Source organism: Agromyces archimandritae, from assembly GCF_018024495.1.
In the GTDB taxonomy this organism is placed as follows: domain Bacteria; phylum Actinomycetota; class Actinomycetes; order Actinomycetales; family Microbacteriaceae; genus Agromyces; species Agromyces archimandritae.
In genome coordinates this window covers 263,397-289,718 of the sequence record NZ_CP071696.1, presented here as the reverse complement: position 1 = coordinate 289,718, position 26,322 = coordinate 263,397, and the positions used below count along the sequence as shown (strand labels likewise).

The window sequence follows — 26,322 nt, the reverse complement described above, 5'->3', positions numbered from 1 at the left end:
CTCAGCCTTCCGAGGAGAAGGAGGCGGCGATGCCCTCGACGATCTCGGCGGCGCTGAAGCTGTCCATGCGGAACGAGTTCGCACCGAGGCCGTAGACCTGGCCGGCTGCGACCGACGGCACGTTGGCGAGGACCGGGTCGGCCGCGAAGCCCGCACGGGCGGTCTCGTCGTCGGCGCTCAGGATGAAGGTCGTCTCGCCGGCGAGCTCGGTGAGCTTCTCGTAGGGGGCGAAGACGAAGTCGGCGCGCTCCTGGGGCTGCGTGTGCCAGGCCACGTCCGGGTCCTCGATCTCGAAGCCGAGGGCGGAGAGGAGGTCGGCGTGCGCGCCGCCGATGCGCGCGATCGGGTTGTCCTGGCCCGGGCCGTTGAAGGAGACGATGTTCGCGGTGCCCGCCGGGATCTCGATGGCGTCGGCGGTCTCGGACACGAGCGCGTCGAAGTCGGCGACGGCCGCCTCGGCCTCGGCCTCGAGGCCGGTCGCTTCGCCGAGCCGGGCGGCGAGTTCCTGCCATGTCTGCCCGCCGTAGTCGACGACGATGGTCGGCGCGATGTCCTGCAGCGCTTCGAGCCGGTCGACGACGGAGTCGGCGCCGGTCGTGGAGACGACGATGAGGTCGGGGTCTTCGGCGATGACCGATTCGGGGTCGAAGCTGCCGGCGCCCCAGAGGGGTGCGACGCCGCGCTCGTCGGCGATGTCGGCCCACTGCGCGAAGAAGGCGCCGTTCGCGGCCCCGGAGCTCGCGACGACGGGGGCATCGATGGTGAGCAGGGTGCCGGTGACGGAGACGGAGGTGGAGAGGATGCGCTCGGGCTGGGCGGGGATCTCGGTCTCGGTGCCGTCGGCGTTCTCGAAGGTGCGGGGCCAGCCGGCGGATGCGGTGGTGTCGTCGTCGGCCTTCGGCTCGGCGGCGGAGGAGGAGCAGCCCGCAAGGGCGACGATGCCGGCGACGGCGAGCGCGGCGATGCCGGCCAGCCGTGTGCGGGTGAGGGATGAGGCGGTCATGGTTCCTTCCAGGACGTGGTGCCGCTGCGGCACGCTCGGCGGCCTACGCGGGGCTGCGGTGGCACGGGCGACTCGTCGCCGCCCGCCGCTTAGGTTAGCCTAACCTGCGCTGCGTCGGCGAATCGTTCGCCGGGCGACGAGGGGCGACGGGTGGGTGTGGATGCCGCGACTCCCGGCATCCACACGACGCGCCGTGCCCGCACCCGCTCGCCGGCGCACGGCGGCCGTACGCTGCCGGCACCGCCGTATGCAGAACCGCGGCGCTGTGGAGGGGGACATCCATGACACCCGAACCGGGGCGCGCCGCGCAGGGGCCCGCCGAACCGCCCGCCGACACCGGTGAGGTGCAGATCGACCCGAACCCCACCGGGTCGCCCGCGCTGCGACGGGTCATGGGGCCCCGGCTCCTGCTCCTCTTCGTCGTCGGCGACATCCTCGGCACCGGCGTCTACGCCCTCACCGGGCAGGTCGCCGGCGAGGTCGGCGGCGCCGCCTGGCTGCCGTTCCTCATCGCCTTCGCGGTCGCGATGCTCACCGCCTTCTCCTACCTCGAACTCGTCACGAAGTACCCCGAGGCCGCCGGCGCCGCCCTCTACGTGCACAAGGCCTTCGGCATCCACTTCGTGACCTTCATGGTGATGTTCGCCGTCATGTGCTCGGGCATCACCTCGGCATCCACCGCCGCCCGCGCCTTCGCCGTGAACATGGTGCGCGCCTTCAGCGGCGCCGCACCCGACCCGGCCGATCCCTTGCTGCTCGTGCTGGCGATCGTGTTCATGGTCGTGCTCATGCTGATCAACCTCCGCGGCGTCGCCGCCGGCGTGCGCACGAACGTCGTGCTCACCCTCATCGAGGTGTCCGGCCTGCTCCTGGTCATCTTCATCGCCCTGTGGGCCGTCGTCGGCGGGCAGGGCGACTGGTCGCGCGTCGTCGCCTTCGAATCGACCGACGAACGCGGGGCCTTCGTCGCCGTGACCGCGGCGACCTCGCTCGCCTTCTTCGCGATGGTCGGCTTCGAAGACGCGGTCAACATGGCCGAGGAGACCAGGCATCCCACCCGCGTGTTCCCGAAGATCATGATCACCGGCCTGTCGATCACGGGCGTCGTCTACGTCGCGATCGCCGTGCTGTCGGTCGCGATCGTGCCCGTCGGCGAACTGGCCGCCAGCGAGGCGCCGCTCGTGGTCGTCGTCGAGACCGCCGCCCCCGGCTTCCCGATCAACGAGCTCCTGCCGTGGATCTCGATGTTCGCCGTCGCCAACTCGGCCCTCATCAACATGCTCATGGCCTCTCGGCTCATCTACGGCATGGCCAAGCAGCAAGTCGTGCCGGACGTGCTCGCGCTCGTGCTGAAGCGGCGCCGCACCCCGTGGCTGGCCGTGCTCTTCACCACCGCGATCGCGATCGGCCTCATCGCCTACGTCTCGCTCGCGCAGGGCACCACCGTCGTCGCCCTGCTCGGGGGCACGACCTCGCTGCTGCTGCTCGCGGTCTTCTGCATCGTGAACCTCGCCGTCCTCGTGCTGCGGAAGAACCCCGTGAAGCACCGCCATTTCCGCACGAATCGCGTCATCGCCGTCATCGCCTCACTGGCGTGCCTGTACCTCGTGCTGCCGTTCTCGGGCCGGAACCCGGGGGAGTACCGGATCGCGCTCGTGCTGCTCGCGATCGGCGTCGTGCTCTGGATCGTGACGTGGATCGTGAACCGGCGCGTGGGCCGGGCGACCGACTTCGAGGCGCCCGAGAAGGTGCCGCCGGGCAAGATGCCCTGACGCACTTCGGCCGTGGTCTCACTCGAGGGGCACGAAGCGCCGATCGTGGTAGACGACCGCCGCGCCGGCCTCGCCCGGCAGTACCTCGAGCACCTCGGCGAGCACGAGGGACGAGGAGCCGACGGGGGTGACCGCGAGGCTCCGGCAACGGAAGGCGACACGGGCGCCCGGCAGATGCGGTTCGCCCGTCGGCAGGCGCCGCCAGCCCTGCTCGGGCGTGAAGCGTTCGGTGCCGGAGCGGGCGAAGGTCTCGGCCAGGGCGATGTGGTCGGCGCCGAGGAGGTGCACGACGAATCCCGGGGCGCGGAGGATGCCGCCGGCGCTGCCGGTGGCGCGGGTGACCGAGAACGCGAGCGCGAGCGGGTCGACGGCGACCGAGGCGACGCTGGATGCCGTGAGGCCGACCGGCCCGTCATCGCCCTCGGCGGTGATGAGCGCGATGCCGGCGGGGTGGGCGCGGAAGGCGAGTTTGAAGGCGTCGACGGCTTCGGGGGTGCCGGCCGGCGCGGCCGGCACCCGCACCCCGGATGCCGCGGCACTGCCGCTCACGAGGCGTCGCCCTGGGGCGGAAGAGCGGCGACGAGCGGGTGGTCCTTCGGCACGACCCCGAGCTTCGCGGCGCCGCCGGGCGAGCCGATCTCGTCGAAGAACTCGACGTTGGCCTTGTAGTAGTCGGCCCATTCCTCGGGCAGGTCGTCCTCGTAGGAGATCGCCTCGACCGGGCAGACCGGCTCGCATGCGCCGCAGTCGACGCATTCGTCGGGGTGGATGTAGAGCGAACGCTCGCCCTCGTAGATGCAGTCCACGGGGCATTCATCGACGCACGCACGGTCTTTGACGTCGACACAGGGAAGAGCGATGACGTAGGTCATCGGGCGGTCTCGGGGTGGAGCATGCTGCGACCCTACGACCTCAAGCCAGGTTGAGGTCAAATCCGGTCGGCGGATGCGGGCGGCGCACCCGGCTCAGACGGCCTCGACGACCTCCCGCTCGCCGGGCATCCCGCCCCGGATCACGGCGCCGCCGGCATCACGGTACCGCCGGAACGCGAACGGCACCCCGCGGGCTCTCGCCCAGTCGTCCGTGTCGCTCAGCTGCACGTGCACGTGCGGCTCGGTGCTGTTGCCCGAATTGCCGCATTCGCCGATCGCATCGCCGGCCGCGATCGTCTCCCCGATCCCGACCCGCAGCGTGCCGCGGCGCAGATGCGCGATCAGCGCGAACGGGCCGGCCGGGCCGAGCGCGACGACCACGTGGTTGCCGGCGAGCCCGGTGATGCCCTCGCGAACGCGCTCGGCCTGCGTGAGCGCGTACGGCACGAGCACGAACGGCGAACGGCGCGCCTCGTGATCGGCTTCGGCGTCGTGGGCGGCGACGACGGAGCCGGCCGCAGGGGCGAGCACCGGCATCCCGAACCCGAGGAAGCGTTCGGGCGGTTCGAGCGCGACGAGGCTGCGGACGTCGCGGGGCGCGGATCGCCCGTGTTCGTCGACGGGGACGAGGTCGACGGCGTGGCTCGTGCCGAACAGGGTCGTGCCGTGGCTCGGGATGCGCCGGGCCGGGCTGTTCTGCACGAGCATGCGGCCGCGGAGCGGGAGGTCGAAGAGGATCGGCGTCGCCTCGTCCATGCGGCCTCCCGGTCTCCGCGGGCGGGCGTCAGGCCGCCTGCGACTCCATTCCGGCCTGCATCTCCGCGGCGATGATCCCGAACGCCGTCGTCCACGCCTCGCGCACCTCGGGGGTGAAGTCGTCGCCGAGGCCCTTCTCGAGGGTGGCGAGCAGCGACGCGCCGACCGCGGCGAAGTGGGCCGGCTCGGCCCCGTAGGAGGAGTGACGGGCGCCGAGCTCGCGGACGGCCGGCACGGCCTGCTCCCAGTCGCTGAGGCCGGCGACGGCGAAACCGAGCATCTGCATGAGCTTGCGGCGCTGCTCGGTGAGGTCCTCGGAGAACAGCGGGCGCACGCCCGGGGCCCGCTCGAAGAGGTCGTCGTAGAACAGGGCCGAGGCGGTGTCGGCGATCGGGGCGACTTTCGCGAAGCTCGTCTGCACGAGGTCGATCTGCTGCTGGTCCATGGGGGCTCCTCTCATCGGCGTCCGGGGTGACGCCGCCCCCAAAGTTAGCGCTTCGCGGGGCGTGCCCGCATCATCGGCCGGTGGGTGCCGTGTCGCGTCGTTCGCGGCGGATGCGCCGCACCCGCAGCGCGATCCAGACGGCGACGGCGATGACGACGACGGCGATGACGATCTTCTGGAAGACGCCGGCGTAGTCCTCGACGATGTGCCAGTGCTCGCCGAGCTGGAAGCCGGCGACGACGAAGACGGTGTTCCAAATGGCGCTGCCGGCTGCGCTGAGCAGCAGGAAGCGCCATACCGGCATCCGCTCGAGGCCGGCCGGGATCGAGATGAGGCTGCGGAAGATGGGGATCATACGGCCGAAGAAGACGGCTTTGCCGCCGTGCTTGGCGAACCAGGCCTCGGCTCGATCGACGTCGGAGACCTGCACGAGCGGCATCCGGTCGGCGATGCGCTTCAGGCGTTCGGCGCCGAGCCAGCGGCCAAGGCCGTAGAGGGCGAGGGCGCCGACGATCGAGCCGATCGTCGTCCAGATGATGACCTCGACGAGGCCGAGGCTGCCGCGGCTGGCGGCGAACCCGGCGAGCGGGAGGATGATCTCGCTCGGCAGGGGCGGGAAGAGGTTCTCGGCGGCGATGGCGATCGCCGCGCCGGGGGCGCCGAGGGCGTCCATGAGATCGACCGCCCACTGGGCGATCCCGCCGAGGGTCTCGCTCGTTTCCATCCGACCAAGGATACGGGGCTCGCCGAGTGCCGCCTGAACGTCGCCCGTGAGCGGATGTCGGGGCTCCCGCGGGTCCCCCTTTTTGAGGACTTTGCCAGGCAGACGTGAGGATTCATGCAGAACCCGCGCGCAGACTGGGGCCTTCGTCCGCGCAGAACCCGAGTGCGGGCGCAACCCGAGAATCGTAATCGCCTCTGCGTGCGCGCACCGGTGGTTCACAACACGAACAACTATGCAGAACCCGATTGATCTCATCTCCCCCAAGAAGTCCAGTTCAGAAACCCCGCGCGCAAACGAACGCCGCCGCAAGACGGCGCGCAAGCGCAGCCTCATGATCGGGGCCGCCGTGGCCGTCGCCGCGAGCGTCGGCACCGGATTCGTCGTGCAGTCCTCCGTCGCCGCGCAGCGCGACAGCATCGCCCAGACGGCGGCGCTGACGAGCGCGACCGAGATGCGCGGCGCGGCCGAGTTCGGCGCGTACGGCAACGTGCTCGCCGCCCACGCCGAACGCGGCGCCAAGGCCGCGATCGACGCCGGCACGAAGGCGGTCGCCGCCGCGAAGGGCAAGGCCGACGCCGCGAAGCTGCAGGGCCTCGTCGACAAGCTCGGCGGGTACCAGAAGCTCGACGCACGCGACACCATCGACCTCACGGCCGACACCAAGGCCGAGACGAAGAAGGTGACGGATGCCGTCGCCGCCTTCGACAAGGCCGCCGCCGAGAAGAAGGCCGCCGAGGAGGCCGCCAAGAAGGCCGCCGAAGAGCAGGCCGCCGCCGAGCGCGCCGCCGCCGAACAGGCCGCGGCCGAAGAGGCCGCAGCCGCCGAGGAGGCCGCCGTCTCCTACCCGTCGGCTCCGACCGACCCGAGCGGCGCCCAGGCCATCGCCCAGGGCATGCTCGCCTCCTACGGCTGGGGCGACGACCAGTTCGGCTGCCTCGTCGCCCTGTGGGACAAGGAGTCCGGCTGGAACGTCAACGCCTACAACGCCTCCAGCGGTGCCACCGGCATCCCGCAGGCGCTGCCCGGCAGCAAGATGGCCTCCGCCGGCGCCGACTGGCAGACCAACCCGGCCACCCAGATCGCCTGGGGCCTCGGCTACATCGCGGACCGCTACGGTTCGCCGTGCGCGGCCTGGGACCACTCCGGCGCCACCGGCTGGTACTGACCCGGCCGAACCATCGCCGAACGCCCGGCTCCATACCCGAAGGAGTCGGGCGTTCGGCGTCCCCGGGCCCGGCACGGCCGGTGTCGGAGGCCGGTGGCAGACTGGGAACGTGCTACTGGGCCTCGCCGCCGCAGGCGGACCGGGGTCCGCGGCAGCACGCAGCCGCCTCGTCGCAGAGCTCACCGGCCGCGCCACCGCCGGCGAACAGGGCTTCCTCGCCCGCGCGATCCTCGGCGAGGTGCGCACCGGCGCCCTCGAAGGCGTCCTCCTCGACGCGCTCGCCCGCGCCGCCGACCGGCCGGGCGACCTCGTGCGACGGGCCGCGATGCTCTCCGGCGACCTCGGCGAGACCGCGGTGATCGCCCTGAGCGGCCCGCCCGCGGCCCTCGAAGAGGTCGGCCTCCTCGTCGGCCGCCCCGAGACCCTTCCAGGACACGATGTCGCGGTTCGGAGCGGATGCCGCACGCGAGGCCCGGCTCGCGCCGCGCTTCTTCGACCTCCTCCACCTCGACGGCCGCGACCTCATCGACCTGCCGCTGGCCGAACGCCTGGCAGCCCTCGAACGCCTCGCGCCCGGCCTCCGCGTGCCGGGCGAGGTCACCGCCGACCCGGCCGCAGCCGAACGCGTCTCCGAGGCGGCGCTGGCCGCCGGCCATGAGGGCGTCGTCGTCAAGGCGATCGGCTCGCCCTATGCGGCGGGCCGTCGCGGCGGCGCATGGGTGAAGGTGAAACCCGTGCACACCTTCGACCTCGTCGTGCTCGCCGCCGAGCGGGGCTACGGCCGTCGCACGGGCACCCTGTCGAACCTGCACCTCGGGGCGCGGGATCCGGCAGGCGAGTTCGGCGAGCCCGGAGGATTCGCGATGGTCGGCAAGACCTTCAAGGGCCTCACCGATGCGATGCTCGCGTGGCAGACGCAGCGGTTCGGCGAGATCGAGACGTCGCGCACGGCATCCACCGTCTTCGTCGAACCCGTCACCGTCGCAGAGATCGCCATCGACGGCGTGCAGCGCTCGACGCGATACCCGGGCGGCGTCGCCCTGCGCTTCGCGCGCGTCAAACGCTACCGCGACGACAAGCCGCCGGCGGATGCCGACACCATCGGCGCCCTGCGGGCGATGCTTCCCGGCTGACCCCGTGCCTGCCGTTCGTCAGGCGTTCTCGAGTTCGGCGATGACGATCTTCTTCTGCGCCATCATCACCTGGATCTGCGCCGGCGTCTGCAGCAGTTCGCCCATGCGCGCCGGCACGATCTGCCAGCTGACGCCGAAGCGATCCTTGCACCAGCCGCACTGCTCCGACTCGGGCACATGCGACAGCGCCGCCCAGTACCGGTCGATCTCGGCCTGATCGTCGCAGCTCACCACGAACGAGACCGCCTCGGTCATCGTGAACTCCGGTCCGCCGTCGAGGCAGACGAAATCCACCCCGTTCAGCGTGAACTCGCCGTTCAGCACCTTGCCCGACATGCCTGCGAAATGCTCGTCGAGCGATTCGTCGGGGTAGTCCTGGATCGCGGTGATGCGGGAATCGGGGAACACCCCGACGTAGTACTCCATCGCCTCGCGCGCCCGATCGTGGAACCACAGGCACGGCTGGATGGGTGAGAGCCCGGCCATGACGACCTCCTCGTCCGTTCCCTCCCACGCTAGGCGCACGGGCTCGCGCCGGTCGCGGTTGCAGGACGCACGGCCACCGGGAATACTCCGACGCCCCACGCGTTGAACTTGAGCGTACCCAACTCAAGTTTCACCAATAGACCAATAGGAGGACTTGGTGCCTGAAGACTTCACCCCCCAGGACGGCCAGAATTCGTTCGACGAGTTCCTCAGCCGATACCTCGAGGGCGAGCGGGCGCGTCAGGCGCGTTCGATCGACCTCAGCCGATTCCTGACCGCCCGCACGCAGGGCATCCTGCAGCGCGCCGGCAAATTCGCGCTCGACCGCGGCCAGACCGAACTCGACGCCCTGCACATCCTGCGCGTCATCGTCGAAGACGACAGCGTGAAACAGGCCGTCGCACGCACCGGCGCGAGCCACGAACGCATCATCACCGCCACCGAGGCCCGCCTGCCCGCAGCCGGCGACAAGGCCGACATCAATGCGGCGACGATCACCCCGAGCGCCTCCCGCGCGCTCTTCCACGCCTACCAGGTCGCCCGCTCCAGCGGCTCGACCTACATCGACCCCGAACACCTCTTCTTCGCGCTCGTCCTCGGGCAGGACGCACCCGCCGGCCAGGTCCTCGCCCGCGCCGGCGTCACCGCCGAAGCCCTCACTCAGGGCGTCCGCGAAACCGTGACCGCCGCAGGCGGCGAAGAGACCCCGGCCGAGCCCGAGGCGGCATCCGCCACCCCCATGCTCGACAAGTTCGGCACCGACCTCACCGCGCTGGCCGAAGCCGGCGAACTCGACCCCGTCATCGGCCGCGCCGACGAGATCGAGCAGACCATCGAGATCCTCAGCCGCCGCACGAAGAACAACCCCGTGCTCATCGGCGAAGCCGGCGTCGGCAAGACCGCCATCGTCGAAGGCCTCGCAAGCGCCATCATCGAACAGCACGTGCCCGAGCAGCTGCTCGGCAAACGCGTCATCGCCCTCGACCTGCCCGCCATGCTCGCCGGCACCCGCTACCGCGGCGACTTCGAAGAGCGCCTCACGAAGACCATGGACGAGATCGCCGAACACCGCGGCGAACTCATCGTCTTCATCGACGAGGTGCACACCGTCGTCGGTGCCGGCGGCGCCGGAGACGGCGGCATGGACGCCGGCAACATCCTGAAACCGCGCCTGGCCCGCGGCGAACTCCACCTCGTCGGCGCGACGACCCTGAAGGAGTACCGGCAGATCGAGAAGGATCCGGCCCTGGAACGCCGCTTCCAGCCCGTCAAGGTCGGCGAGCCCTCCATCGAAGACGCCGTCCTCATCCTCCAGGGCCTGAAGCCCGCCTACGAGGCGCACCACGGCATCCACTACACGGACGCCGCCATCCGCGCCTCCGTCGAGCTCAGCGCCCGCTACCTCACCGACCGGGTCCTGCCCGACAAGGCGATCGACCTCATCGACCAGGCCGGCGCACGCCTGCGCCTGAAGCTCGGCGCCGCCGTCGACGTCTCCGCGCTCATCGAACGCCTCGCCACCCTCGAGGCCGACAAGAACGCCGCCGTCTCGGCCGAACGCTACGAAGAGGCCTCCCGCATCCGCGACGAGATCCGCAAGGTGCAGACCAAGCTCGACGACGCGACCGCCCCCGCCGGTCGAGGAGCGACCGACGCGACCCTCTCCGCCGGTCGAGGAGCTCCGCAGGAGCGTCTCGAGACCCCCACCGCCGGCGAAGGCTCCGACACCCCGGCGGCCGTCGTCGGCGAAGCCGAGATCGCCGCCGTGATCTCGCGCGCCACCGGCATCCCGGCCAGCCGCCTCACCGAGACCGAACGCGAACGCCTCGCCGACCTCGAACAGGAACTGCACGCCCGCGTCATCGCCCAGGACGACGCCGTCACCGCCGTCGCCAAGGCGGTGCGCCGCAGCCGCACCGGCATGGGCGACGCGAACCGGCCCGTCGGCTCCTTCCTCTTCCTCGGCCCCACCGGCGTCGGCAAGACCGAAACGGCCCGGGCCCTGGCCGAACGCCTGTTCGACGACGAAGGCGCCATCATCCGCTTCGACATGTCGGAGTTCGGCGAACGCCACACCGTCTCCCGTCTCGTCGGCGCCCCTCCCGGGTACGTCGGCTACGACGAGGCCGGCCAGCTCACCGAACGCGTACGCCGCAACCCGTACTCGATCGTGCTGTTCGACGAGATCGAGAAGGCCCACCCCGACGTCTTCAACCTGCTCCTGCAGGTCCTCGACGACGGGCGCCTCACCGACGGCCAGGGCCGCACGGTCGACTTCCGCAACACCGTCGTCATCATGACCTCGAACCTCGGCAGCGAGTTCCTCGCGTCCCGCTCGGGCGCGATGGGCTTCGTCGCCGGGGCGGATGCCTCGGGCTTCGGCTCCGACGAGGTGCGCGCCCGCGTCATGGGCAAGCTCCGCGAGGCCATGCGCCCCGAGTTCCTGAACCGGATCGACGAGATCGTCCTGTTCCAGAAGCTCGGCGAAGACGAACTCGGCCGCATCGTGCATCTCATGCTCGGCGCCACCGAAGCGCGCCTGGCCGCCCGCGAGGTCGCCTTCGAGGTCACCGATGCCGCCATCGAGCTCCTGGCCGAACTCGGCTACGAGCCCGAATACGGCGCCCGACCCCTCCGCCGCGTCATCCAGCGCGAAGTCGACGACCGCATCGCCGACCTCTTCGTCGGCGGCGGCCTCGGCGACGGCGAAGGCGTGCGAGTGGATGCCGAAGACGGCCGCATCACCGTGCACCCCGTGCCCCGGGCGACCGTGACCGTCCCGCAGGCGGCCTGACCGGCACGGGCGCACGCCCGCACCACGCCGCGAACGGCCCGGCTCCCAGCGGAAGCCGGGCCGTTCGCCGTCCCCCTCCCACCGCACCGCCGCCCGGGTTAGCCTGAGCACATGGGGGAGAGGCAGCCGAACGCGCTCGCACGCGGCATCCGCACCGCGACACGCTGGCTGCTGGCCCGCAAACCCGTCCGCGCCTACCTCCTCTACCAGGAGCACCACGGCGCCATGCTCGCCGACAGCGTCGCCTACCGCGCCCTGTTCTCCGTGTTCGCCGGCGTCTTCCTCGGCTTCGCGATCGCCGGCGTCTGGCTCGCCGGCAACCCCGGCGCCATGCGTGCCCTCACCGACGCGCTCGACGCCGCCGTCCCCGGCCTCGTCGGCGGCGACGGACTCCTCGACCCCGACTCCCTCGTCCGCCCGATCAGCCTGAGCATCGCCGGCGCCATCGCCCTCGCCGGCCTCATCGGCACCGCCATCGGCGCCGTCTCCTCCCTCCGCACCGCGCTGCGCACCATCGCCGACCAGCCCGATCCGAAGGGCTTCTTCCTCTGGACGATGCTCCGCGACCTCCTCCTCGCCGTCGGGTTCGGGGCGGCGCTCGCCGTGGCCGCGCTGGTCACGGTCGCGGGCACCGCCGCGCTCGGCATCGTCTTCGACTGGCTCGGGATGTCGACGCGCAGCGGCTTGTTCGACACGGGCACGCGGGCGATCTCGATCCTCGTGACCTTCGCGATCGACACCCTCGTCGTCGCGGTCATGTTCCGCGTCCTCGCGGGGCTGCGGCCGCGGGCACGGTCGCTCTGGGCCGGCGCCCTGCTCGGCGGCCTCGGCCTGACGGTGCTGCAGGTGCTCTCGGGGCTCTTCGTCGGCGGGGCGACGAGCAATCCGCTGCTGGCCTCCTTCGCCTCGCTCGTCGCGCTGCTCATCTGGTTCGACTTCTCGTGCCAGGTGATCCTCATCGCCGGCGCCTACATCGTCACGGGCGTCGAAGAGGAGCACGACCGCGTGGCCGCCCGTTACGGGGCGTCGACGCTCGAACTGCGCCGGCTGCAGCGGGCCGAACGCCGGGCGACCTCGGCGGCCGGCGAGCTCGCGGCCGCCCGCGAGGCGTTCGACCGCGCCGAGGGGCGCGCGGGCGAACCCCGCGAGTGACCCCTACCGCTCCTCGTCGGGGATGTCGAGGTCGCTCTCATCGCCGTCGATCTCGACGATGTCGACCTCGATCTCCTCGTCGTCGGTGTCGTGGTTCTTGGATTCCTCGGCGCTCTCCGGCAGCTCGGAATCCGTGTACTCTCCGGGATGGTCCGTCATGATTCCCCCTGATGGACGGCGGCACCGCGGGCTGCGGCGCCCTGCCCTTCCACGCTACGACGCGTGCTCGGCGGGCGGAAGGGGCATCTCGGGCCGCGGGTGCAACTGCCGGTGCAGCCGCTCCATGCGGGCGTCGAGCTCCGAAGCGGTCCGCGCCGCGCTGGTGAGCTCCTCGAGCATCCCGGCGGGCACCTGACGGTCGTACTTGTAGTAGATCTTGTGCTCGAGGCTCGCCCAGAAATCCATCGCGATCGTACGGAACTGCACCTCGACGACGACGGGGTGGGTGCCGGTCGACAGGAACACGGGCACCTGGACGATCGCATGCAGGCTCTGGTAGCCGTTGGGCTTCGGATCGGCGATATAGTCCTTGACCTGCAGGACGGTGAGGTCCTCCTGTGCGGTGAGCAGCTCGAAGATCCGATACGCGTCCGAGACGAAGCTGCAGGTCACACGCACCCCGGCGATATCGGTGATGGTCTCGCCGATGGCGTCGAAGGTCGGAGTGACGCCCTTGCGCTCCATCTTCTCGAGCACGCTGTCCATGGACTTCAGCCGGCTCGAGATGTGCTCGATCGGGTTGTAGTCGTGGGCCTGGCTGAACTCCTCGCGCAGGATCGAGAGTTTCGTCGTGACCTCGTCCATGCCGAACTTGTACCGCTGCATGAAGCGTTCCGTCTCGGTGCGCAACGCGCGCACCTCGTCGAGGGCCGCGCCGTCGAGGGTCTCGAGGGCGCGTTGCGTATGCGCGGTGATGAGCGGGCGTCCCGCAGTGGATGCCGGCTGCGCGGTCTTCTGGTCGGTCACGCGGGCAGACTATCCGGGCAAGCTCGGCGCGGCCTCCGTTCCGGCCGCGTTCCGGCCGTGCGTTCGCTGCCGGCCGAACCCGGCACGGGCGATAGGCTCGAACGCTGTGACGCCCGCCCTCCGACCGACTACGCCCGATGGGCTCTGGCAGCCAGACGGCGACGACCTGGTCGTCCACGGCGACGCCCTCGAAGCGCTCCGCGGCATCCCCGACGGCGTGTTCCGCCTCGCGTACCTCGACCCCCCGTTCAACTCCGGCCGCCGGCAGACCCGACAGTCGGTGAAGGCGATCCGCTCGGCCTCCGGCGGCCGCATCGGCTTCCAGGGCCGCAGCTACGAGACCGTCAAGGGCCGAGCCCTCAGCTATGCCGACCGCTTCGAGGACTACTGGGCCTTCCTCGAACCGCGCCTGGCCGAGACCCGCCGGGTGCTCGCCGACGACGGGGCCCTGTTCCTGCACCTGGACGCCGGCGAGGTGCACTACGCGCGGGTCGCGCTCGACGCCCTCTTCGGGGCGGACGCCTTCGTGAACGAACTCGTCTGGGCCTACGACTACGGCGCGAGGTCGCGCCGGCGGTGGCCCGCGAAGCACGACAACATCCTCGTGTACGCGAAGGATCCGTCGCGGTTGCGCTTCGACGTGCGCGCGCTCGCCGGGGAGGCCGGCACGGTTCCCGGCGCGTCGCCGGCCGAACGCGAGGCCGCGGGGCTGCCGAGCGATGTGTGGTGGCACACGATCGTCTCGACGACGGGGCGGGAGAAGACGGGCTATCCGACGCAGAAGCCGGTCGGGGTGCTGCGCCGCATCGTGCAGGCGGCCAGCGAGCCGGGCGACTGGGTGCTGGATGCCTTCGCCGGCAGTGGCACGACGGCCGCGGTGGCGCAGGCGATGGATCGCCGCTTCGTGATGGTGGATTCGAACGAGGCGGCCGTCGAGGTCATGCACCGGCGGCTGGGGGCGGGGATACTGGGGGCTTCGACGGCGTTCGCGAGGCTCGTCGAGGGTGGATCCGAGGAGTTTCCTGGGAGCGCGACCACCGCGTGATTCCGGGGATCGGCGGGGGTCGGGCCGATCGGTGTCCAGCATGAACTGAGGAAGTTTTCAGGGCGGGGAGTCAGGCTGGTTGTTCGTGCCGACGTCTGGAGGCACGGATCGCCCGATCATCCCGAGCTCGCCGGCGACAGACCCGAAGTCGGTGGCGTGCCCGGAAACCCGAATCAACCCGAAGCCCAGGCGCACACTATGCAGAACGAATCCATTCGCACGCCCGAAATCCCCGATCCACCCGTTTCCCGCCGCGAACGTCGCGGCATCCGCGACCGCAAGCGCCTCCTCATCGGCGCCGCGGCGGTCGCCGCCGTCGGCGCCCTCGTCGGCACCGGTTTCACCGTCCAGGCGTCCGTCGCCACGGCCGAGTCGGTCGCGATGACCGAGTCGCTCGCCGACCTCGGCGGCCGCGACGCGAGCCAGCTCGGCGCCTACGGCGCCATCGGCGCGGCCCATGCCAAGAAGGCCGCCGCCGACACGCTGACGGTCGCGAACGACACCCTCTCCTCGGTCGACGGCAAGGTCGACGCAGGCGAGCTGAAGGCCTCCGTCGCCTCCCTCGGCGACTACAAGACGCTGCCGATCGGCGAGGTGACCGAGCTCACCGCGAAGGCCAAGGCCGCCGTCGCATCCGCTCGGGCCGGTGCCGCCGAGTTCGACCGCAAGAAGGCCGAAGAGGCCGCTGCCGCCGCGCAGGCCGCCGCCGAGGCGCAGGCCGCGCTGAACACGCCCGACGGCGCACGTGCGTACGCCGCCGAGCTCGCCGCCTCCCAATACGGCTGGGGCGCCGACCAGTTCTCCTGCCTCGACAGCCTCTGGAACAAGGAATCGGGCTGGAACTACCAGGCCGTGAACGCCTCCTCCGGTGCCTGGGGCATCCCGCAGTCGCTTCCGGGCGACAAGATGGCCACCGTCGGTGCCGACTGGCAGACGAACGCCGGCACGCAGGTCGCCTGGGGCCTCGGCTACATCCAGGCCGCCTACGGCACGCCGTGCGCCGCGTGGTCGCACTCGCAGGCCGTCGACTGGTACTGATCGACCCGCGACATCCAGACGCCCCGGCCGTCGGACGCTACCCGCGTTCGACGGCCGGCGTGTATACGGCCAGCTCGGGCGCGAGTCCGAGGTCCACGACGCGCAGCCGGCCGACGTAGTCGGAGCCGGGCTCGATGAGCAGGCCCGCTTTGGCGGCGCCGAACGTGACCGTCGTGTCGGCGCGGAGCACTTCGGGCGCGTCGACCCGGCCGTCGTCGGGGTCGATGCCGCTCGGCAGGTCGCAGGCGACGACGCGCGGGCGGGCGCCCGCTTCCAGCAGGGGGCGGATGCCGGCGACGATCTCCTTCGCGGTGCCGCGCAGGGCACCGCTCGCGCCGGTGCCGAGGATGCCGTCGACGACGACGGCGGCCGCGAGCACGGCGGCCCGCACGCCGTCGGGGTCGGGGTGCCAGGCGCGTTCGCTCGCGCCGGCTTCGAGGGCGGCCCGTCGGCCGGTCTCGTGCATCGTGGATGCCGTGGGCACGATCACGACCGGCACGCCCTCGGCGGCCAGTTCGGCGCCGGCGAACAGCGCATCGCCGCCGTTGTCGCCCGAGCCGACGAGGAGCACCACGCCGCCGGTCTGCCCGACGAGTTCCTCGCGCACCGCTTCCGCGAGCGCGGCGGCGGCCATCGCCATGAGCGGCTCGCCGCGTTCGAGGTGCGGCGCCTCGGCGGCGCGCACCTGAGCGGCGGTGTAGCCGGCGACCATCACACGGTCCGGGGGTCGAGCAGTTCGCGCCGGTCGGGGTGGCGGTCGAACCATTCGGCGACGTACCAGCAGCTGGGCACGATGCGCCGCTCGCTCGTGTTCTCCACGTCGTCGACGGCGTAGGCGACGAGCTCGCCGGCGAGGCCGCCGCCGCGGTACGGCGGGGTCGTGAAGGTGCGGGTGAAGGCGATCGCATCGCCGAGCACGCGGTAGTCGAGCACGCTCGCGAGCGCGCCGTCGACGCGCAGGGTGTACCGCTGCGCGTCCGGTTCGTGGGCGAGTTCGGTGGTCACGCCTCCAGGCTACGCCGAGCGGCCCCGCAAGTGTTCGAGCTCGCGGCGCTCGCGTTTGGTCGGCCTCCCGGCGCCGCGGTCGCGCACCGGCACGGCCGCGACGAGCTCCCGCGGCGGGCGTGCGGGGGAGCGGTCGACGACGGCTTCGGCGGCGATCTGGGCGCCGACGCGTTTGACGAGCAGGCGCTTGACCTCCAGCACCTGGTCGAACCCGTCGACGCGCACCCGCAGTTCGTCGCCGACCCGCACCGGCTGGGCGGCCTTGGCCCGTTCGCCGTTCACGCGCACGTGGCCGGCGCGGCAGGCCGCGGTCGCCGCCGACCGGGTCTTGAAGCGGCGCACGGCCCACAGCCACGCATCCACCCGAACGCTCTCGCCCATGCGCCAAGCCTAGGCGGCCGGGCGGCGGGTGCCCGCATGCGGCATGCTGGATGGATGAGCGGGCGAAGCGGCGACGGCTGGGTGTTCGGACCGGGCGGGGAACGGTACTGGGGCCGTTTCGGAGCCGCGGGCCTGCTGCTCATGGACGCCGAGCGGAGCGTGCTCATGCAGCACCGGGTCGCCTGGAGCCACTTCGGCGGCACCTGGGCGCTTCCCGGCGGCGCCCGGCACGAGGGCGAGAGCGCCGTCGAGGCAGCCGTGCGCGAGGCCGGCGAGGAGGCGGGTGTCGCCGCCGGCGCCGTCGAGGTGCGTTTCGAGCACGTCCTCGACCTCGGTTACTGGTCGTACACGACGGTCGGCGCGGTCGCCCGCGGCGAGGTGCGCGCGGCCGTCACCGACCCGGAGAGCATCGAGGTCGCCTGGGTCCCGATCGACGAGGTCGCCGCACTGCCGTTGCATCCGCGCTTCGCCGAGGCATGGCCGGGGCTCAAGGCGCGGCTGGACGTCACGGCTGCGTGATGGCCCGCCCGCGTTCCGGGAACCACGGCACCATCGCCGAGGTCGCGGCCTGATAGTCGGCGTACTCGGGGTAGCGCGAGCGCGAGATCGACTCGGTGAAGGCGGTCGACCCGATGAAGAGGACGGTCAGCAGCACCGCGCCGCCGAGGGTCCAGTGCAGCCAGACGCCCGTCGCGGTGATCGCGAAGCCGTAAAAGATCCACCATTGGGCCTGCTCGAAGAAGAAGTTGGGGTGCCGCGAGTAGCGGAACAGGCCCTTCTGCAGGAAGCGCGGGCTCGGTGTGCGGCCCGAGGCGATCTCGCGCGCCTTCCAGCGATGGAACTCCCACTGCTGCTGATCGGCGATGGTCTCCCCGGCGAGGAAGGCGAGGAAGACGAGCGCGATCACGACGTCGGCGATGCCGATGGGGGAGCGGCCGGCCTCGTACACCGTGAACGCCGGCAGGCAGATCGCCAGGATCAGCAGGTTCTGGTAGATCGAGATGAACAGCAGGTTGAACACCTCGAACTGCCAGCGCTTCATCCGACCGCGCAGGATCGCCCAGCGGTAGTCCTCGCCGCTGCGCATCCGGTAGCCGCCCTTCCGGGCGAAGTTGAAGGTCAGCCGCACCCCCCAGAGGAAGACCAGCACCGTCATGAGGTTCAGTCGCGGATCGGCCAGCCCGGCATACCCCGCGAAGATTCCGACGTAGGCGATCGGGGCGATCGACCAGATGCGATCCACCCACGAATGCTCGTTCGTGATGAGCGACAGCACCCAGGTCGCCGCGGTGATCGCGGCGCACACGAGCAGACACACGATGAGCGCACCCATGTTCCGCATTGTACGGCTCGCTAGACTCGAACGCGTGGCAGGGGCTGGCGGCGGGGCGCTCGAATCGAGGGTGTGGACGATTCCGAACGTCCTCAGCATGCTGCGGCTGGCGCTCGTCCCGGTCTTCCTGATCCTCATCGTCGCCGGCGAGTACGTGTGGGCCCTCGGCGTGCTCGTGGTCGCGAGCCTCAGCGACCTGCTCGACGGCTACCTCGCCCGTCGGCTGAACCAGGTGACGCGCCTCGGCAAGCTCCTGGATCCCGCCGCCGACCGGCTCTACATCTTCGCGGCGCTCGTCGGCCTGGCCGCGCAGGGGCTCGTGCCGTGGTGGATCGTCGTCGTGATCGTCTCGCGCGACGTCTTCCTGCTCGTGCTCGGGGTGATCCTCGCCAATCACGGCTACGGGCCGTTGCCGGTGCACATGCTCGGCAAGATCGCGACCTTCGCCCTCTTCTTCGGGCTGCCGGTCATCCTGCTCGGCCTCGCGTTCCCCGAGACCTCGGCGGCCGCCGAACCGCTCGGCTGGGCGATCACGATCTGGGGCGCCTTCCTGTACTGGTGGGCCGGGATCATCTATGCCATAGAAACTGCGCGTGTCATCCGCATTCCCCGGGTGGATCCGGGGCCCGGATCGGATACGCTGGAGAACTAGGGAGGTTTGCCGTGGCGGAATCCGACAAGATCCAACCCGACCGGCCCCGTGCATGGCCCGCGGAGCCGGACACGAGCGCGCCGGCGACGGCAGCGGTCCAGCAGGGGGGCACCGACTCCACCATGGGCTTCAGCCGGGATACGGCTTCGCAACTCGCCGTGACGGGCAACGCCGTCTCGGCCGAGGAGCAAGAGGCGATCGCGGCGCTGCCGAGCGGCTCGGCGTTGCTCATCGTGCGCCGCGGGCCGAACACGGGTGCGAGGTTCCTGCTCGACAGCGATGTGACGACCGTCGGCCGGCATCCCGACGCCGAGATCTTCCTCGACGATGTGACCGTCTCGCGAAAGCACGCCGAATTCCTTCGGCATCGCACGGCGTTCGAGGTCAAAGACCTCGGATCGTTGAACGGCACCTACTTCGACGGCGTGCGCATCGAGACCGCACTCCTCTCCGATGGCGCGGAGGTGCAGGTCGGCAAGTACCGGCTCACCTTCTACGCGTCGCGACGCGACCTGGCTCCGCTGGCGAGCGCCTAGTGCCCCAGACCGCGGCACGTGCCACCGGGCAGCTCTCGCTGCTCAGCATCGGGCAGGTGCTCGCGCGGCTGCAGCCCGAGTTCCCCGAACTCACCCCGTCGAAGCTGCGCTTCCTCGAGGAGCAGGGGCTCATCTCGCCGGCCAGATCCGAGTCGGGCTATCGAAAGTTCAGCACGGCCGATGTCGAGCGCATCACCTTCATCCTCTCGATGCAGCGCGACCACTATCTTCCGCTGAAGGTCATCCGGGCCCACCTCGATGCGCTCGACGCCGGCGACACGCCGGCGCTGCCGGGCGCGACCACGGCACCGGCGCCCCGGCGCCTCCACCGCGATCAGCTCATCGAGGAGGCCGGCGCGAGCCCGGCGCTGCTCGACGACGCGGTCGCCGCATCCGTCATCCCGGCCGGCGAGCACTACGGCGAAGAGGCGCTCGCGATGCTCCGTGCGCTCGTCGGGCTGCGTTCGGTGGGCATCGAGCCGCGACACCTGCGCGGTCTCCGGAGCGCCGCCGAACGCGAGGCGACCCTCATCCAGAACGCGATCGCACCCATGTCGCGGCGCAACGACGCCGCCGACCAGGCGCGCACCGCCGAGCGCGCCCTCGGGCTCGCCGGGCACATCGAGGTGATCCATGCGGGGCTGCTGCGCAGCGCGCTCGGGCGCCGGGCGAGGTGAACGGGCGACACGCCGTGACGATCGGCTCGATGTGTTTGGCCGTGCCCGCCCGGCTCGGTAGCGTTGAGAGGTACGACACCGGCAACACGAGGGGGACCGCATGAGCGAGCTCGATGAGCGCGATCGATCCCGGTACGACCTCGGTCTGCTCTTCACCGACGGGCTCCCGATGCACGACGAGGCCAGCGGCTATCGCGGCGCCGTCGCGGCGCGTGCCGCCGGCATCAGCTACCGGCAGCTCGACTACTGGGCCCGCACCGGCCTCGTCGAGCCCACGGTGCGCGGCGCCGCCGGCAGCGGCTCGCAGCGGCTCTACGGCTTCCGCGACATCCTCGTGCTGAAGCTCGTCAAGCGCCTGCTCGATACGGGCATCTCGCTCCAGCAGATCCGCATCGCCGTCAATCAGCTCCGCGAGGCCGGCATCGACGACCTCGCGCAGACGACGCTCATGAGCGACGGCGCGAGCGTGTACCTGTGCACCTCGGACGACGAGGTCATCGATCTCGTCGGGCGCGGCCAGGGCGTCTTCGGCATCGCCGTCGGCAAGGTGCTGCGGGAGGTCGAGTCGACGCTCGTGCAGCTCGACATCGAACCGGCGGACCCGATGGACGAGCTCGCAGCCCGTCGCGCCGCGAAGTCCCGCAAGATCTCCTGACGCGGCCGGGCCGCCCCGGCGGCCGGAATCAGCGGCGGGCGCCCTCGATCTCGGGCATGTCGGCGTAGTCGCCGAGACGGGCCGTGCGCAGCACGCGCTCGAGCAGCTGGTCGAAGTTGCGCGCCATCTCCTGCGCGCTCTCGCCGGGCCACATGTGCAGCGGCTTGGCGGCACCCTGCGCCTGCTGCAGCGAGGTGCGCTCGGGCAGCTGCGGCGAGAGCACGAGCGGGCCGAACATGTCGCGCAGCTCCTTGATGCGGAACTGGTGCTCGAGCGACTGCACGCGTGCACGGTTCACGATGATGCCGAGCGGCTGGAGGCGGGGGGAGAGACCGCGGCGGATCTCCTCGATCGCGCGCAGGGCGCGGTCGGCGGCGGCGACCGAGAACAGGCCGGGCTCGGTGACGACGGCGACCCGGTCGCTCGCCGCCCACGCCGTGCGGGTCAGGGCGTTCAGCGACGGCGCGCAGTCGATGAGGACGAGTTCGTAGTCGGCCTCGACGTTGGCCAGGGCCTCCTCGAGCTTCCAGATGTCGCGGATCGAGGGGTGCGGGCCGTCGTAGTTGATCGCCGACGGGCTGCCGATCATGACGTCGATCGTCGACTGCGGCGTCGAACGGGCCCAGCCGCTCGGGGCGATCGCCGAACGGACGATCTTCTCCTTCGGCGAGGCGAGGACGTCCGCCACGTTCAGATGGCCGCCGACCTGGATGTCCATGCCCGTCGAGACGTCGGACTGCGGGTCGAGGTCCACGACGAGCGTCCGGATGCCGCGGGCGAAGGCGGCGGATGCCAGACCGAGGGTGACCGTGGTCTTGCCGACCCCGCCCTTGAGGGAACTGACGCTCAATACGTGCACGAGTAGATACGTTACCGTTAGTGCTCTGTCCCTAGCTCCACATTCGCTGTGCGGAAAGCCGACCCGAAAGGCCTGCATGTTCACGAAGATCCTGGTCGCCAATCGCGGAGAGATCGCCATCCGGGCCTTCCGGGCGGCAAACGAGGTGGGGGCCGCGACCGTCGCCGTCTACCCCTACGAAGACCGCAACTCCCTGCATCGGCTGAAGGCCGACGAGGCGTACCAGATCGGCGAGCCCGGGCATCCCGTCCGCGCATACCTCGACATCGACGAGATCATCCGCGTCGCCGTCGAATCCGGAGCCGACGCGATCTACCCGGGCTACGGCTTCCTCTCCGAGAACCCCGAGCTCGCCCGCGCCGCCGAGGCCGCCGGAATCACCTTCATCGGCCCGAAGGCCGAAGTGCTCGAGATGGCCGGCAACAAGGTCACCGCCAAGGAGCACGCGATCGCCGCCGGCGTGCCCGTGCTGAAGTCCACGCCGCCCTCGCGCGACATCGACGAACTCCTCTCCGGCGCCGAAGCGATCGGCTTCCCGATCTTCGCGAAGGCCGTCGCCGGCGGCGGCGGCCGCGGCATGCGGCGCGTCAACACCTTCGAGGAGCTCCGTCCGGCGCTCGAAGAGGCGATGCGCGAGGCCGACAGCGCCTTCGGCGACCCGACGATGTTCCTCGAGCAGGCCGTCCTCCGCCCGCGCCACATCGAGGTGCAGGTGCTCGCCGACGCCACGGGTGAGACCGTCCACCTCTTCGAACGCGACTGCTCGGTGCAGCGCCGCCACCAGAAGGTCATCGAGATCGCTCCGGCGCCGAACCTCTCCGACGAGACCCGGCAGGCGCTCTACCGCGACGCGATCGCCTTCGCGAAGTCGATCGGCTACGTCAACGCCGGCACGGTCGAGTTCCTGCTCGACACCGCCGGCGAGCGCGCGGGCCAGCACGTCTTCATCGAGATGAACCCGCGTATCCAGGTCGAGCACACCGTCACCGAAGAGGTCACCGACGTCGACCTCGTCGTCTCGCAGATGCGCATCGCCGCCGGCGAGACCCTCGCCGAGCTCGGCCTGCGGCAGGACGCGATCCGCCTGCGCGGCGCGGCTCTGCAGTGCCGCATCACGACCGAGGACCCGACCGCCGGTTTCCGTCCCGACACGGGCAAGATCACCACCTACCGCTCGCCCGGCGGCGCCGGCATCCGCCTCGACGGCGGCACCATCAACCCCGGTGCCCAGATCAGCCCGCACTTCGACTCGATGCTCGCCAAGCTCACCTGCCGCGGGCGCGACTTCGCGGCCGCCGTCTCCCGAGCCAAGCGCGCCCTGGCCGAGTTCCGCATCCGCGGCGTCTCGACGAACATCCCGTTCCTGCAGGCGGTGCTCGACGACCCGTCGTTCGAGGCCGGCGATCTCAGCACCTCGTTCATCGAGGAGCGCCCGGGCCTCTTCCGCGGCCGCGTCTCGAAAGACCGCGGCACGAAGATCCTGAACTGGCTCGCCGACGTCACCGTCAACCAGCCGAACGGCGCCCGCCCGGCCGGGCCCGACCCCATCGAGAAGCTCCCCGAGATCGACCTGTCGGCGCCCGCGCCGGCCGGTTCCCGGCAGCGCCTGCTGGAACTCGGGCCCGTCGGCTTCGCTGCGGCGCTCCGCGAGCAGACCCCCCTGGCCGTCACCGAGACCACCTTCCGCGACGCGCACCAGTCGCTGCTGGCGACCCGCGTGCGTACGAAGGATCTGCTGGCCGTCGCGCCGTACGTGGCCCGGATGACCCCGGAGCTGCTCTCGGTCGAGGCGTGGGGCGGCGCGACCTACGACGTCGCGCTCCGCTTCCTCGGCGAAGACCCGTGGGACCGCCTCGCCGCGCTCCGCGAAGCCCTGCCGAACATCAACATCCAGATGCTGCTGCGCGGCCGCAACACCGTCGGGTACACCCCGTACCCGACCGAGGTCACCGACGCGTTCGTGCGCGAGGCGGCATCCACCGGCGTCGACGTCTTCCGCATCTTCGACGCGCTGAACGACGTCTCGCAGATGCGCCCGGCGATCGACGCCGTGCTGGAGACCGGCAACGCCGTCGCCGAGGTCGCCCTCTGCTACACGGCCGACCTCCTCGATCCCGCCGAAAAGCTCTACACGCTCGACTACTACCTGCGGCTGGCCGAGCAGATCGTCGACGCCGGCGCCCACATCATCGCGGTCAAGGACATGGCCGGGCTCCTGCGGCCGGCCGCCGCCGAGCGGCTCGTGGGCGCCCTTCGCGATCGCTTCGACCTGCCGGTGCATCTGCACACGCACGACACCGCCGGCGGGCAGCTGGCGACGCTGCTCGCCGCCAGCCGTGCGGGCGTCGACGCCGTCGACGTCGCGAGCGCGCCGATGGCCGGCACCACGAGCCAGCCCTCGGCATCCGCCCTCGTCGCAGCCCTCGCCCACACCGAGCGCGACACCGGCATCTCCCTCGAGGCCGTCAGCGACCTCGAGCCCTACTGGGAGGCGGTGCGGCACCTCTACCGCCCCTTCGAGTCCGGGCTGCCCGGCCCCACGGGCCGCGTCTACAAGCACGAGATCCCCGGCGGTCAGCTCTCCAACCTGCGCCAGCAGGCCATCGCGCTCGGCCTCGCCGACGACTTCGAGCTCATCGAGGACATGTACGCCGCCGCGAACGACATCCTCGGCCGCGTGCCGAAGGTGACCCCTTCGTCGAAGGTCGTCGGCGACCTCGCGCTGCACCTGGCCGCGGTGAAGGCCGACCCGGCCGACTTCGCCGCCAACCCCGAGCGATACGACGTGCCCGACTCGGTCATCGGCTTCCTCGCGGGCGAGCTCGGCGAGCTGCCCGGCGGATGGCCCGAGCCGTTCCGGTCGAAGGTGCTCGCCGGCAGGAACGTGCGCACCGGCGTCACCGAACTGGCCCCTGAGGAGCGTGAGGCCCTCGAAGCCGACAGCGCGACCCGACGGCACACCCTCAACACGCTGCTCTTCCCGGCGCCCACGCGGCAGTTCGAGCAGATGCGCGAGCTCTTCGGCGATCTCTCGGTGCTCGACACCGCCGACTACCTCTACGGCATGGGCGCGGCGTCCGAGCACGTCATCGAGATCGACAAGGGCGTCCGGCTCTACGCCGGACTCGAGGCGATCAGCGAGGCAGACACCAAGGGCATCCGCACCGTCATGACCGTGCTGAACGGCCAGCTGCGGCCCGTCTACGTGCGCGACCGCTCGATCGAGGTCGAGGCCAAGGCCGCCGAGAAGGCCGACGCCTCGCAGCCGGGTCACGTGCCGGCGCCGTTCTCAGGCGTGGTGACCCTGCAGCTCGAGGTCGGCGACGAGGTCCGGCCGGGCCATGCCGTCGCCTCGATCGAGGCCATGAAGATGGAGGCGGCCATCACGACGCCGGTCGGCGGGGTCATCGAACGACTCGCGATCCCGAAGACCCAGCAGGTCGAGGCGGGGGACCTCCTCGTGGTGGTCCGGCCACGCTAAGCTACATGCAATTCGCACAGGCCAGGAGGGGTGATCGTGGCTGAGAAGCAGATCGGGGAACGGCTTCGGAGGGACGCGGCTCGGGATGCCGAGGCGCCACGCGGTGAACGGACGGCGCTGCAATCGGCCTCGGCCGCAGACCGGCTGAAGCTCCGGGTTGACCTGCCGCCGGCACCCGTCCGTGAGGCGCCCGACGACGAGGTCGCCGTCGCGATCGACGACGTCGCCGTCGATCCGGGCGGCTTCGAGTCCTCCGGGCCGTCGACGACGTCCGTCGAGGTGGTCGGTCCGGCGATCGGTCGTGCCTACCGCCGCGACCCGTCGCCGTACAGCGCGTTGCTCGCCGCCGACCGCACCCAGCAGTTGCGCCGCGACCGGCTCCGCGCCGACACCGGCCAGATCGCCGTGCCCGAGCAGGCCGGCGACGAGCTGGTGCCCGCCGAGATGCCCGAGCCGAGCGAATCGCTCACGGCCGACCGCCTCATCGACGTCAACCGCACGACCCGCCGGGCGCCGCGGGGTGGACTGCAGCGTTTCGTCTACGAGGCCTCGCTCCACCTCGTGAACCTCGGCGATTCGGCGAAGGCGCGCGCGTATCAGGCGCTGAACGAGCGCATCGGCAAGCGCTTCGAGGGCGGGGCGCGCTTCGTGCCGGTGCTCACCCGCAAGGGCGGCGTCGGCAAGACGACGGTGACGGCCCTGCTCGGCATGGCCCTGGCCGATGCCCGCGACGACCGGGTGATCGCCATCGACGCCAACCCCGACCGCGGCACCCTCGCCGAGCGCGTCGAGCGCCAGACCCGCGAGACCGTGCGCGACGTCGTCGAGCGCGCGTCCTCCATCGGCGGCTACACCGACTTCTCGCGCTACGTCTCCCGTGACACGACGAGGCTGGACATCCTCGCCTCCGACACCGACCCGATGCTCTCCGAGGCCTTCGACGCCGACGACTACAACGTCGTCGCCCAGCTCGCGGCCCGCTACTACTCGCTCGTGCTCACCGACTGCGGCACCGGCATCGTCCACTCCGTGATGCGGGCGACCCTGCAACGGGCCGACTCGATCGTGATCGTCTCGGGCGGCAGCGTCGACGAGGCCCGGCTCGCCTCGGAGACCCTCACGTGGCTCGAGGCCAACGGCTACGGCGAGCTCGTCCGCAACGCGGTCGTCGCGATCAACCTCGCCACCCAGGGCACGCATCTCGTCAAGGTCGAGGAGATCGAGGCGCACTTCCAGTCCCGTGTCCGCGAGATCGTCAGGATCCCGTACGACCCGCAGCTGGCCGCCGGTTCCGTGGTGAACTGGAAGGAGCTTCGGCCCGTCACGCGCGAATCGGCGCGTGAACTGGCCGCGCTCGTCGTCGAAGGCATCCCCGCAGAGCGCGGGCACTGA

Annotated in this window: 27 protein-coding genes and 1 pseudogene; 14 read left to right on the top strand and 14 right to left on the bottom strand. The window is 71.2% G+C overall.

Annotation, left to right across the window (positions count from 1 at the left end; genetic code table 11):
- Nucleotide 1: 1 nt before the first annotated feature.
- A complete protein-coding gene (gene fepB / locus G127AT_RS01410; RefSeq protein WP_210899065.1) occupies nt 2-1,003 on the bottom strand; it encodes a Fe2+-enterobactin ABC transporter substrate-binding protein in 1,002 nt (333 codons plus the stop codon).
- Nucleotides 1,004-1,284: 281 nt separating this feature from the next.
- Between fepB and G127AT_RS01405 the strand changes: the two genes are divergently transcribed.
- Nucleotides 1,285-2,775 carry an APC family permease gene (locus G127AT_RS01405; protein ID WP_425305874.1) on the top strand — a complete coding sequence of 497 codons (1,491 nt, stop codon included), beginning with the start codon at nt 1,285-1,287 and terminating at the stop codon, nt 2,773-2,775.
- A gap of 18 nt (nt 2,776-2,793) precedes the next feature.
- On the opposite strand, the gene G127AT_RS01400 is transcribed toward G127AT_RS01405, so the two are convergent.
- From G127AT_RS01400 to G127AT_RS01380, 5 genes are all read right to left on the bottom strand, one after another.
- The gene (locus tag G127AT_RS01400) at nt 2,794-3,291 is read right to left on the bottom strand and encodes a flavin reductase family protein (RefSeq protein ID WP_210901705.1); all 498 of its coding nucleotides are present in this window, start codon (nt 3,289-3,291) and stop codon (nt 2,794-2,796) included.
- Between the two features lie 29 nt (nt 3,292-3,320).
- Nucleotides 3,321-3,647 carry a ferredoxin gene (gene fdxA, locus G127AT_RS01395; protein ID WP_210899063.1) on the bottom strand — a complete coding sequence of 109 codons (327 nt, stop codon included), beginning with the start codon at nt 3,645-3,647 and terminating at the stop codon, nt 3,321-3,323.
- A 93-nt stretch (nt 3,648-3,740) separates the two neighbouring features.
- Nucleotides 3,741-4,403: a M23 family metallopeptidase gene (locus G127AT_RS01390; protein ID WP_210899061.1), complete on the bottom strand. Its 663-nt coding sequence runs from the start codon at nt 4,401-4,403 to the stop codon at nt 3,741-3,743.
- A 28-nt stretch (nt 4,404-4,431) separates the two neighbouring features.
- Complete coding sequence (locus G127AT_RS01385; protein WP_210899059.1) at nt 4,432-4,848, bottom strand: globin family protein; 417 nt, start codon at nt 4,846-4,848, stop codon at nt 4,432-4,434.
- Between the two features lie 70 nt (nt 4,849-4,918).
- A complete protein-coding gene (locus G127AT_RS01380; RefSeq protein WP_210899057.1) occupies nt 4,919-5,572 on the bottom strand; it encodes a DedA family protein in 654 nt (217 codons plus the stop codon).
- Nucleotides 5,573-5,804: 232 nt separating this feature from the next.
- On the opposite strand from G127AT_RS01380, the gene G127AT_RS01375 reads away from it, so the two are divergent.
- On the top strand, nt 5,805-6,737 hold the full coding sequence (locus G127AT_RS01375) for an aggregation-promoting factor C-terminal-like domain-containing protein (protein WP_244857678.1): 933 nt from the start codon (nt 5,805-5,807) through the stop codon (nt 6,735-6,737).
- A gap of 121 nt (nt 6,738-6,858) precedes the next feature.
- Nucleotides 6,859-7,870, top strand: a pseudogene (locus G127AT_RS01370) (ATP-dependent DNA ligase); the annotation flags it as partial.
- A gap of 18 nt (nt 7,871-7,888) precedes the next feature.
- Here G127AT_RS01370 and G127AT_RS01365 read toward each other — a convergent pair.
- A complete protein-coding gene (locus G127AT_RS01365) occupies nt 7,889-8,356 on the bottom strand; it encodes a VOC family protein (protein WP_210899055.1) in 468 nt (155 codons plus the stop codon).
- A 157-nt stretch (nt 8,357-8,513) separates the two neighbouring features.
- Here G127AT_RS01365 and G127AT_RS01360 point away from each other — a divergent pair, with 157 nt between their 5' ends.
- The gene (locus G127AT_RS01360) at nt 8,514-11,150 is read left to right on the top strand and encodes an ATP-dependent Clp protease ATP-binding subunit (protein ID WP_280527585.1); all 2,637 of its coding nucleotides are present in this window, start codon (nt 8,514-8,516) and stop codon (nt 11,148-11,150) included.
- A 111-nt stretch (nt 11,151-11,261) separates the two neighbouring features.
- Nucleotides 11,262-12,302, top strand: a complete 1,041-nt coding sequence (locus tag G127AT_RS01355; protein WP_210899053.1) for a YihY/virulence factor BrkB family protein — start codon at nt 11,262-11,264, stop codon at nt 12,300-12,302.
- 3 nt (nt 12,303-12,305) lie between these two features.
- Here G127AT_RS01355 and G127AT_RS01350 read toward each other — a convergent pair whose 3' ends face one another.
- Nucleotides 12,306-12,461: a hypothetical protein gene (locus tag G127AT_RS01350; RefSeq protein WP_210899051.1), complete on the bottom strand. Its 156-nt coding sequence runs from the start codon at nt 12,459-12,461 to the stop codon at nt 12,306-12,308.
- Nucleotides 12,462-12,515: 54 nt separating this feature from the next.
- Entirely contained in the window at nt 12,516-13,127 is a 612-nt protein-coding gene (locus G127AT_RS01345) for a GTP pyrophosphokinase (protein WP_210901699.1), read from the bottom strand.
- Nucleotides 13,128-13,374: 247 nt separating this feature from the next.
- On the opposite strand from G127AT_RS01345, the gene G127AT_RS01340 reads away from it, so the two are divergent.
- Entirely contained in the window at nt 13,375-14,313 is a 939-nt protein-coding gene (locus G127AT_RS01340; protein ID WP_244857677.1) for a DNA-methyltransferase, read from the top strand.
- 198 nt (nt 14,314-14,511) lie between these two features.
- Complete coding sequence (locus tag G127AT_RS01335) at nt 14,512-15,351, top strand: aggregation-promoting factor C-terminal-like domain-containing protein (protein WP_244857676.1); 840 nt, start codon at nt 14,512-14,514, stop codon at nt 15,349-15,351.
- A 37-nt stretch (nt 15,352-15,388) separates the two neighbouring features.
- On the opposite strand, the gene G127AT_RS01330 is transcribed toward G127AT_RS01335, so the two are convergent.
- The 3 genes from G127AT_RS01330 to G127AT_RS01320 are packed head-to-tail and all read right to left on the bottom strand — an operon-like array spanning nt 15,389 to nt 16,737.
- Nucleotides 15,389-16,063: an NAD(P)H-hydrate epimerase gene (locus tag G127AT_RS01330; protein WP_210899047.1), complete on the bottom strand. Its 675-nt coding sequence runs from the start codon at nt 16,061-16,063 to the stop codon at nt 15,389-15,391.
- The gene (locus G127AT_RS01325; protein ID WP_210899045.1) at nt 16,063-16,356 is read right to left on the bottom strand and encodes a GNAT family N-acetyltransferase; all 294 of its coding nucleotides are present in this window, start codon (nt 16,354-16,356) and stop codon (nt 16,063-16,065) included. The genes G127AT_RS01330 and G127AT_RS01325 overlap by 1 nt, the downstream gene beginning before the upstream one ends.
- A gap of 9 nt (nt 16,357-16,365) precedes the next feature.
- Entirely contained in the window at nt 16,366-16,737 is a 372-nt protein-coding gene (locus tag G127AT_RS01320; RefSeq protein ID WP_210899043.1) for an RNA-binding S4 domain-containing protein, read from the bottom strand.
- 54 nt (nt 16,738-16,791) lie between these two features.
- Here G127AT_RS01320 and G127AT_RS01315 point away from each other — a divergent pair, with 54 nt between their 5' ends.
- Nucleotides 16,792-17,256: an NUDIX domain-containing protein gene (locus G127AT_RS01315; RefSeq protein ID WP_342344050.1), complete on the top strand. Its 465-nt coding sequence runs from the start codon at nt 16,792-16,794 to the stop codon at nt 17,254-17,256.
- On the opposite strand, the gene G127AT_RS01310 is transcribed toward G127AT_RS01315, so the two are convergent.
- Nucleotides 17,243-18,070: a DUF1295 domain-containing protein gene (locus G127AT_RS01310; protein WP_210899039.1), complete on the bottom strand. Its 828-nt coding sequence runs from the start codon at nt 18,068-18,070 to the stop codon at nt 17,243-17,245. The two genes, G127AT_RS01315 and G127AT_RS01310, sit on opposite strands and share 14 nt — an antisense overlap.
- Before the next feature lie 34 nt (nt 18,071-18,104).
- Between G127AT_RS01310 and G127AT_RS01305 the strand changes: the two genes are divergently transcribed.
- The 4 genes from G127AT_RS01305 (at nt 18,105) to G127AT_RS01290 (ending at nt 20,590) form a co-directional block, all read left to right on the top strand.
- On the top strand, nt 18,105-18,722 hold the full coding sequence (locus G127AT_RS01305) for a CDP-alcohol phosphatidyltransferase family protein (RefSeq protein ID WP_342344049.1): 618 nt from the start codon (nt 18,105-18,107) through the stop codon (nt 18,720-18,722).
- A gap of 122 nt (nt 18,723-18,844) precedes the next feature.
- Nucleotides 18,845-19,258 carry an FHA domain-containing protein gene (locus tag G127AT_RS01300; protein WP_210901692.1) on the top strand — a complete coding sequence of 138 codons (414 nt, stop codon included), beginning with the start codon at nt 18,845-18,847 and terminating at the stop codon, nt 19,256-19,258.
- A complete protein-coding gene (ftsR, locus tag G127AT_RS01295) occupies nt 19,258-19,935 on the top strand; it encodes a transcriptional regulator FtsR (protein WP_210899037.1) in 678 nt (225 codons plus the stop codon). Before G127AT_RS01300 ends, ftsR begins: the two co-directional genes overlap by 1 nt.
- A gap of 100 nt (nt 19,936-20,035) precedes the next feature.
- Nucleotides 20,036-20,590 (top strand): MerR family transcriptional regulator, encoded by a 555-nt coding sequence (locus G127AT_RS01290; RefSeq protein WP_210899035.1) that lies wholly within the window; start codon nt 20,036-20,038, stop codon nt 20,588-20,590.
- A gap of 28 nt (nt 20,591-20,618) precedes the next feature.
- Here G127AT_RS01290 and G127AT_RS01285 read toward each other — a convergent pair whose 3' ends face one another.
- Nucleotides 20,619-21,449 carry a ParA family protein gene (locus tag G127AT_RS01285; protein WP_210899033.1) on the bottom strand — a complete coding sequence of 277 codons (831 nt, stop codon included), beginning with the start codon at nt 21,447-21,449 and terminating at the stop codon, nt 20,619-20,621.
- A 76-nt stretch (nt 21,450-21,525) separates the two neighbouring features.
- On the opposite strand from G127AT_RS01285, the gene G127AT_RS01280 reads away from it, so the two are divergent.
- Both G127AT_RS01280 and G127AT_RS01275 read left to right on the top strand, forming a co-directional pair.
- Nucleotides 21,526-24,930: a pyruvate carboxylase gene (locus G127AT_RS01280; RefSeq protein ID WP_210899032.1), complete on the top strand. Its 3,405-nt coding sequence runs from the start codon at nt 21,526-21,528 to the stop codon at nt 24,928-24,930.
- Nucleotides 24,931-24,966: 36 nt separating this feature from the next.
- Nucleotides 24,967-26,322, top strand: coding sequence for a MinD/ParA family ATP-binding protein (locus G127AT_RS01275; RefSeq protein WP_342344048.1), 1,356 nt, complete (start codon nt 24,967-24,969; stop codon nt 26,320-26,322).

Excerpts from the sequence above, each read along its gene's own strand:
- G127AT_RS01335 (WP_244857676.1), top strand. The coding sequence starts at position 14,512 with ATGCAGAACGAATCCATTCGCACGCCCGAAATCCCCGATCCACCCGTT.
- G127AT_RS01375 (WP_244857678.1), top strand. The coding sequence starts at position 5,805 with ATGCAGAACCCGATTGATCTCATCTCCCCCAAGAAGTCCAGTTCAGAA.
- fdxA (WP_210899063.1), bottom strand. The coding sequence starts at position 3,647 with ATGACCTACGTCATCGCTCTTCCCTGTGTCGACGTCAAAGACCGTGCG.
- G127AT_RS01350 (WP_210899051.1), bottom strand. The coding sequence starts at position 12,461 with ATGACGGACCATCCCGGAGAGTACACGGATTCCGAGCTGCCGGAGAGC.
- G127AT_RS01355 (WP_210899053.1), top strand. The coding sequence starts at position 11,262 with ATGGGGGAGAGGCAGCCGAACGCGCTCGCACGCGGCATCCGCACCGCG.
- G127AT_RS01405 (WP_425305874.1), top strand. The coding sequence starts at position 1,285 with ATGACACCCGAACCGGGGCGCGCCGCGCAGGGGCCCGCCGAACCGCCC.
- G127AT_RS01290 (WP_210899035.1), top strand. The coding sequence starts at position 20,036 with ATGAGCGAGCTCGATGAGCGCGATCGATCCCGGTACGACCTCGGTCTG.
- G127AT_RS01310 (WP_210899039.1), bottom strand. The coding sequence starts at position 18,070 with ATGGGTGCGCTCATCGTGTGTCTGCTCGTGTGCGCCGCGATCACCGCG.
- G127AT_RS01330 (WP_210899047.1), bottom strand. The coding sequence starts at position 16,063 with ATGGTCGCCGGCTACACCGCCGCTCAGGTGCGCGCCGCCGAGGCGCCG.
- G127AT_RS01300 (WP_210901692.1), top strand. The coding sequence starts at position 18,845 with ATGGGCTTCAGCCGGGATACGGCTTCGCAACTCGCCGTGACGGGCAAC.
- G127AT_RS01390 (WP_210899061.1), bottom strand. The coding sequence starts at position 4,403 with ATGGACGAGGCGACGCCGATCCTCTTCGACCTCCCGCTCCGCGGCCGC.
- G127AT_RS01385 (WP_210899059.1), bottom strand. The coding sequence starts at position 4,848 with ATGGACCAGCAGCAGATCGACCTCGTGCAGACGAGCTTCGCGAAAGTC.
- G127AT_RS01380 (WP_210899057.1), bottom strand. The coding sequence starts at position 5,572 with ATGGAAACGAGCGAGACCCTCGGCGGGATCGCCCAGTGGGCGGTCGAT.
- G127AT_RS01345 (WP_210901699.1), bottom strand. The coding sequence starts at position 13,127 with ATGCAGCGGTACAAGTTCGGCATGGACGAGGTCACGACGAAACTCTCG.
- fepB (WP_210899065.1), bottom strand. The coding sequence starts at position 1,003 with ATGACCGCCTCATCCCTCACCCGCACACGGCTGGCCGGCATCGCCGCG.
- G127AT_RS01315 (WP_342344050.1), top strand. The coding sequence starts at position 16,792 with ATGAGCGGGCGAAGCGGCGACGGCTGGGTGTTCGGACCGGGCGGGGAA.
- G127AT_RS01320 (WP_210899043.1), bottom strand. The coding sequence starts at position 16,737 with ATGGGCGAGAGCGTTCGGGTGGATGCGTGGCTGTGGGCCGTGCGCCGC.
- G127AT_RS01280 (WP_210899032.1), top strand. The coding sequence starts at position 21,526 with ATGTTCACGAAGATCCTGGTCGCCAATCGCGGAGAGATCGCCATCCGG.
- G127AT_RS01365 (WP_210899055.1), bottom strand. The coding sequence starts at position 8,356 with ATGGCCGGGCTCTCACCCATCCAGCCGTGCCTGTGGTTCCACGATCGG.